At 60.8% G+C, this 7,048-nt stretch carries 6 protein-coding genes; 2 read left to right on the forward strand and 4 right to left on the reverse strand.

Annotated elements, in window-relative coordinates:
- Nucleotides 1-40: 40 nt before the first annotated feature.
- Nucleotides 41-676: a sensor histidine kinase KdpD gene (locus P7F28_RS03565; RefSeq protein ID WP_277183063.1), complete on the forward strand. Its 636-nt coding sequence runs from the start codon at nt 41-43 to the stop codon at nt 674-676.
- Between the two features lie 190 nt (nt 677-866).
- Here P7F28_RS03565 and P7F28_RS03570 read toward each other — a convergent pair whose 3' ends face one another.
- Both P7F28_RS03570 and P7F28_RS03575 read right to left on the reverse strand, forming a co-directional pair.
- Nucleotides 867-1,343, reverse strand: coding sequence for a VOC family protein (locus tag P7F28_RS03570; protein WP_277183064.1), 477 nt, complete (start codon nt 1,341-1,343; stop codon nt 867-869).
- The gene (locus tag P7F28_RS03575) at nt 1,340-2,302 is read right to left on the reverse strand and encodes an FkbO/Hyg5 family chorismatase (RefSeq protein ID WP_277183065.1); all 963 of its coding nucleotides are present in this window, start codon (nt 2,300-2,302) and stop codon (nt 1,340-1,342) included. The genes P7F28_RS03570 and P7F28_RS03575 overlap by 4 nt, the downstream gene beginning before the upstream one ends.
- 158 nt (nt 2,303-2,460) lie before the next feature.
- Between P7F28_RS03575 and P7F28_RS03580 the strand changes: the two genes are divergently transcribed.
- Nucleotides 2,461-4,653, forward strand: coding sequence for a hybrid sensor histidine kinase/response regulator (locus tag P7F28_RS03580; protein WP_277183066.1), 2,193 nt, complete (start codon nt 2,461-2,463; stop codon nt 4,651-4,653).
- A 3-nt stretch (nt 4,654-4,656) separates the two neighbouring features.
- Here the strand turns inward: P7F28_RS03580 and P7F28_RS03585 are convergent, their stop codons facing one another.
- On the reverse strand, nt 4,657-6,126 hold the full coding sequence (locus P7F28_RS03585) for a SulP family inorganic anion transporter (protein ID WP_277183067.1): 1,470 nt from the start codon (nt 6,124-6,126) through the stop codon (nt 4,657-4,659).
- Between the two features lie 88 nt (nt 6,127-6,214).
- A partial coding sequence (locus P7F28_RS03590) for a LysR substrate-binding domain-containing protein (protein ID WP_277183068.1) occupies nt 6,215-7,048 on the reverse strand: 834 nt, incomplete at its 5' end.

Raw genomic sequence — 7,048 nt, forward strand, 5'->3', positions numbered from 1 at the left:
TCTCCCCCCGGTCGCATAGCAAAATTCTAGCGTCTCAAAAATGCGTTTTGACACAATCTGGGCCATCAGCAACCATGCGGAATTGCTGATCCGGCGTCCGCAGGAACCGCTAGCCTGCAAGAGTGGCCAGTACATTTTGACGGCGGTGAACCGCATGGCCGGTCTTGTCGATGACGTGATGGACTTCGCGCGCGGCAGAATGGGCGCGGGCATTGCGCTGTCGATCGTGCCGCACAGCGCGATCGGTCAGGCGGTCGAAGACGTCATCATGGAATTGCGCGTGTCGCATCCGGATCACGTGTTGCAGACGGAAATCGCCGCTGCGATTCCACCGGTTCCGTGCGATCTGCCGCGCGTTCAGCAAGTGGTGTCGAATCTGGTTGGCAACGCGCTGTTGTATGGCACGCGTGCAGCGCCCGTGCGCGTGACGGTATCGCATACGGATGCGTGCCTGGAGATCGCGGTATGGAACGGCGGCGCGGCCATCGACGCCGAAGCGCAGATGAAGATGTTCGATCCATACTGGCGCGCGTCCGAACAGGACGCTTCAGGCGGACTCGGGCTGGGGCTGTTTATCTGCTCGCAGATTGTCAATGCGCATCGCGGGAGCATCGATCTGACATCGACGGAAGAGGCAGGCACGACCTTTCTCGTGCGCCTGCCTTTGCACGCCTGAAGCTAGGGTCTGTTCACATATAAACGGCCATGCGTTGCCCCTTTACAGGGGGCAACCCTTCGGGAACACCCGAACTCGGCCACATGGCGGCGTCGCGCGTCGCTTGTTTGGCTAGCCAAACGGCGCTCCTTACTCCTTGCCCTGCGGCCGATTTCGGGCGTTCGCATGGCCGTTTATATGTGAACAGACCCTATGACTTCGCCGCCGCCCGCTCGATTTCGGCGATATCGATCTTCTTCATCGTCATCATCGATTCCATCGCGCGGCGGCCCGCTTCGCGATCGTCACCGCCGACGAGTTGCAGCAGTCGGCGCGGCGTAATCTGCCACGAGAAGCCCCAGCGATCCTTGCACCAGCCGCACTGCGATTCACTGCCGCCATCGCGCGTAATGGCGTTCCAGTAGCGGTCGGTTTCTTCCTGTGAGTCGGTCAGCACCATGAAGCTGACCGCTTCGGTGGGCTTGAACATCGGCCCGCCATTCAGGCCGACAAAGCGCTGCCCGAGCACGGTAAAGTCCACGGTCAATTCATTGCCTTGTCCCACGCCTTCTTTCGGCGAGACATGCCGTGCATCGACATGGCTGTCCGGAAAGGTCGCGGCGTAAAACTCGGCCGCTTCACGCGCGCGGCCTTGGTCGAACCACAGGCATTTGACGAGTTCGGTCATAACGGGTCTCCTTGAGCGATGCCTTCTATCTCGACCAGCAGGTCGGATCGGCAGATATCGACGTTAAGATACCTTACGGATGCCTTCGCGTCGAATGTGGAACGCGCACACTCCATGACGCGCGGCAAATCATGCGCGTAACGGTAATAGACCTTGATCTGATCGAGCGATGCAAGCGTAAACCCGCGCTTCTCAAGCAGATGCGAAACGTTGCCAATCGCCACGTCCCATTGCTTCTGCACATCACCCGCATGCACCGTCTCATGCCCGATGATGCTCGCCGTCCCCGACACGAACAGCGTCTCGCGCTGCCCCGATACCTGCGTGGCGCGCGCGAAACTCGGCGCTTTCGGCCCGTATTGCACGGGATAATCGTAAGCGGGCGTCTGCCGCGCATTCTCGATATGCTCTACCGCGCGCTCACGGCACGCGAGAAAGCAGAAGCCCACGCCCTCGCCCGCCGTGCCGATACCCGTCGCCGCCGGCATGCTGACCGCGCCCGCCTGCTCGAACGCCATCGCGCGGCCACGACAGAAATCGCGATAGATTTCCAGTCCTTCGGCGTTCGAAGCATTGATATCCGGTATGAAATTCCACATGCGGAAAAGCTTCGGAAACCCTAAGCGTTCGATCAGCGCGAAGGCATCGGCGTAAGTGCGTTGCGTGGCTTGCGTATAGTGGCCGCACGCGGGAATGAAGCCCGCGCAAAACAGATAGTCGTCGTCGTGCGCAAAGACGAGATCGTTGAAGCGGCCGTGTTCACGTTTTCCCGAACCCATCCATTGTTCGATAAAGCTGTCGCCGCGCATCCTGAGCCGCAGCGTGGGCACGCTATCGTCGATTGAAGGGTGGCCGCTGTGCGCGCCGAAAATTACGCGTCCGAGCACGTTATCGGCTGCGGTGAGCGTATCCTCGAAGGATGATTCGATATCGCGGTCAAAGGCCGCCACGCTAGCCATCGTCACATATCCTTAAAAGAAAAAAGACGCCAAAGCTGGGAACGATCGTGCGGGACAATTTTTTTGCCCGCTTGCCGCCGCGATTGATCATAATAATTCGACGCTATTATCGCGCACGCGCACTGCCTCAACCGCGCAAGACATCCGCGCAGGACACGATGGACGCAGCCGAGAACAATACCGATTTCAGCGCGAACGAACCCATGCCGGCCTTGCCGCCGCTCGACTATTCGGCGACGCGGCGGCGGCTGTTCGCGGCGCTGGTGGCATCGATCGTGATTCCGTGCACGTTCTTTCTGCTCTATGGCTACTACACCTACAACCGCGCGCTTGCCGAAACCAGCCAGTCGTTGCAACGTCTCGTCAGCGTGATCGAAGAAAACGCCAATGCCGTCTTCAGCATCAACCGCGAACTGATCGCGCGTATCGAAGATATGCTCGGCGATGACGACGACGAACATATCGCGCGCAGTCAGGCCGAACTGCACGACAAGCTCGCGAGCTTGGTTGAAAGCCATCCGCAGATTGCCGCGCTTTCCGTGCTCGACAGTAACGGTAAGCTGATTCTCAGCAGCCGTTTTCTGCCCGCGCCTGACGTGTCGATCGGCGATCGCGCGGACTTTATCGCCACGCGTCAGTCGCACGCCGCCTTTCATGTATCGATGCCCGAGCGCGGCCGCGTGCAGAACACGGATATCGTCAATACGCTCGCGGCGCGCATGACGAAGGACGGGCGCTTTCTCGGCGCGATTTCGATCGCGTTGCGTCGTGACTATCTGCTGAATTTTTATCATGGACTCGCGCAGAGCAATCCGGCGCTCACGCTCGCGCTGCATCGTGACGACGGCGGCGTGCTCGCCCGCTATCCGGCCGCCACCGCGCCCAATGCACCCGATCGACATTCGATATTGGCCGATGCATTCGCACGCGGCGAAAACACCGGATTGATGCGCTATGTCTCGCCGCTCGACAACGACGAGAAACTCGCGGCCTTTGAGCGCGTCGGCGCATTCCCCATCTATGCCGCCGCAGGTTTCGCCATCCGCGATGTACGCGTGGCATGGTGGCGGCGCGATGTATCGATCGCCTCGATTGCGCTGATACCGACCGTCGCGTTATGGCTGTTGATCGGCTTTTCGCTGCGCCGTCTGAAAGCGGAAGAAGCGACCTGGCAGAAGTGGCGCGGCGAACTCGCGCTGCGCCATACCGCCGAAGCCGCCACGCGCCGTATGCAGCGCATGGGCGCGCTTGGCACGCTGGTGGCCAACGTCGCGCACGACTTCAATAATCTGCTTATGGTGGTGGCGACGAACATGGAGATGGCGCGGCGCAAAAACTATAACGGACTACAGAAGGAAGTCGAAGCGGTAGAACGGGCGTCGGTGAATGCGCAATCGCTGGCGCGGCGATTGATGAGCGTGCCGCGACGCCAGCCCTTGCAGATGCAGATCGTACGGCTGGGTCGATGGATGAAGGACTCCGAACCATTGGTCCGCGCCGCCGTCGGCGATACCGTTCGCCTCACAACGCGCGTAACGGGCGCGACATGGCCCGTCTGCGCCGATATGACGGAGCTGACTTCGGCGCTGATCAATATCGCGGTGAATGCGAAGGACGCCATGCCGCACGGCGGCGAGTTCATCATCCATTGCACCAACGTTCGATACCCGCAGGCGCACGAAGGTCTTGCGGCGGGCGAATACGTGGTGATCTCGTGCAAGGACAGCGGCACGGGCATGCGGCCCGATGTCGCCAAGCACGCATTCGAGCCGCTGTTCACCACCAAAGGCGCAGCCGCGGGCACCGGCCTCGGACTCGCGCAAGTGCTGGCCACGGCCGAGCAGGCGAACGGCACCGCGCGCGTCAATTCGGCGTGGGGCTACGGCACGACCATCTACATTTATCTGCCGCGCTGGAGCGGCGAAGTCGATGCCATCGTCGGTCCGCCGCTCGAAGTGAATGCGGCGCGCGATGCGCCTTCATCGACTGTTCTGCTGGTGGAAGACAACGAGGAAGTGGCGGCGGGATTGTGCGCGGTGCTCGAAGTGCTCGGCTGGCAGGCGCGCCACGAACCATCGGGCGATGCGGCGCTCAAGGTGCTGGAAGAAGGCAAGGAATTCGACCTCGTGCTGTCCGACATCCAGATGCCGGGCGCGACCGATGGCATTCGCCTCGCCGAATGGATTCGCAACCAGCGTCCGCAACAGCCCGTCACGCTGATGACCGGTTACGCCGATCAACTCGAACAGGCGCGGCGCACGGGCGTGGCCATTCTCGCCAAGCCATTCAATATCGACGATCTCAAGGCGCTGCTCAACGGTCTGCCGATGCGTCATGCGGGCCGCGCTTAGTCTTTAGTTCACGTTGAGATTGCCGCTCAGGCGCGCATGAAACGCGCGGCTGCGCTCGTCCAGTCCGATAAAGCGCACAACAGTTTCGTGTTGCCGATACTTCACTTCGATCGAGTCCAACGCCGCGACCGTAGACGCATCCCAGATTTGAGACTTCGAGAAATCGATCACCACTTCGCGCGGATCGATCGCGTATTCAAAGCGATCGACGAGGTCGTTGCTGCTGCCAAAGAACAGCGGGCCATTCACTTCGTAATGCGCGATGGTGCCATCGGCGGAAACGGTGCGCGTGGTGCGGATCACATGCGCGACGCGGCGCGCGAACAAAACGGTGGCGAGCAATACGCCGCCGACTACGCCGATCGCGAGATTGCCGGTGTAGACCGTAAGCACTACGGAGATCAGCATGACCGATGTTTCCATCAGCGGCATGCGGCGCAGCGTGGCGGGATGCAGGCTGTGCCAGTCCACCGTTTTCACGGCGACGACCATCATTACGGCGGCGAGCGCGACCATCGGAATGCGGGCCATCACGGAACTGAGGCCGGTCATCAGCAGCAGCAAGGTCACGGCGGCCGCGAGCGTGGACACGCGCGTGCGCGCCCCGCCGATATCCACGTTCACCACAGTCTGCCCGATCATCGCGCAACCGGCGATGCCGCCAAACGCGCCCGCGAACAGGTTGCCGAGGCCGAGCGCCCACGATTCGCGCGATTTGTGCGAGCGCGTTTCCGTCATTTCATCGACGAGCTTGGCTGTCAGCAAAGTCTCCAGCAAACCGACGAAGGCAATCGATAAAGACGTCTGCCAGACGATCTTCAGCGTGCTCAGATCGAAAGGCACGGTCCAGGGCGTGAGGCCGGGCAAGTCGGAGGGCATCGGCCGGTCGCCGCCGACGGTCGGCGCGGCCCAGTGCAGCGCGATTGCCAGCACCGTCGCCACGACGATCGCGATGAGCGGCGCGGGCACCGCACGCGTGACACGCGGCCCGATCAGCACGATACCGATGGTGATGGCAAACAGCACATACACGGTCACGGGCTTATCGATCAGATGCGGCACTTGCGCGGCGAAAATCAGAATGCCGAGCGCGTTGACGAAGCCGAGCATCACCGAGCGCGGAATGAATCGGACGATGCGGGCGAAACCGGCCAATCCGAACGCGACCTGAATCAGCCCGCCGAGCAAGACGGCGGGCAGGATATAGCCCGCGCCATGCGCATGCACCAACGGACCGACGACCAGCGCGACCGAACCGGCCGCTGCGGTGACCATGGCCGGACGTCCGCCGAAAATCGACGTAATCACCAGCAGTACCGCCGATGCAAACAGCGCAGAGCGAGGCTCGACGCCGGAGATAAAGGCGAAGGAAATGACTTCGGGAATCAGCGCGAGCGTCGTGACGATACCAGCGAGAATTTCGCGGACATAGTCGATGCGCGGCTGGGCGAGCGTAGTCGCGGACTGAGGCATGGGCGTTTGGGAGAAGCGTGCGGAGATTGGCGTTAAGCGCTTGTATTTTAACAGCTTGGTGAAAAACGCACCGAAGCCTTGGAAAACCTTAAGCGCTGGTGCCTAATTCTTTAAGCAGCCACGCCTTAAAGGTTTCGAACGCATCGTGCCGCTGCTGACGTTTAGGGAACACGAGATAGTGTCCGACATATTCCACTTCGCGCGCGGAACCCTGAAGCGGCCGCACCAGATCGCCGCGCACCAGTTCACGCTCGGCAAGCAAGGTCGATTCGAGCACCACGCCTAAGCCGTCCACCGCAGCGGCAATCGCCATGGAAGAACGGTCGAAGCGCAAGCCGTAATGCGTCGGCGGCGGCAAGCCATTCGCCTCGAACCATCCTTTCCATTGATACATCTGCACTTCGCATTGAATCAGCGGCAAATGATAAAGATCCTCGGGCTTACGAATCTGCTCCGCTAAAGCTGGCGGACAAAGCGGCGCTAAGCCTTCTAAAGCCAAAGGAATTTTTTCGTGCGGCGACGGCTTAGGCTCGCCATAGACGATATCCAGATCGAAGTCATCGTCAAAGCGCGCATAGTCCGTGCTGGCGGAAAATCTTAGGTCGATATTCGGATTATCTTTAACGAAATTCGCTAAGCGAGGCAAAAGCCATTGCGTCGCAAAGCTGGGCGCGGTGTGCAGTCTTAGTGGCGTGCGCTCCTCATTCGCCAGGAGCGCAAAGCCGCGCTGCATCTCATCCATGCCACGCTGAATATGCTCCATCAGCGTGGCGCCTTCGCGTGTGAGATGCACTTCGCGCGTGCTGCGCTGGAATAGCCGATGCCCTAATAAATCCTCGAGCTTGCGCACGGAATGGCTAACGGCGCTAGGCGAAAGGCTTAGCTCGCGCGCGGCATCGGCAAAAGAAAGCGTGCGGCCGGC

It is taken from the genome of Caballeronia sp. BR00000012568055 (assembly GCF_029439455.1).
GTDB lineage: Bacteria > Pseudomonadota > Gammaproteobacteria > Burkholderiales > Burkholderiaceae > Caballeronia.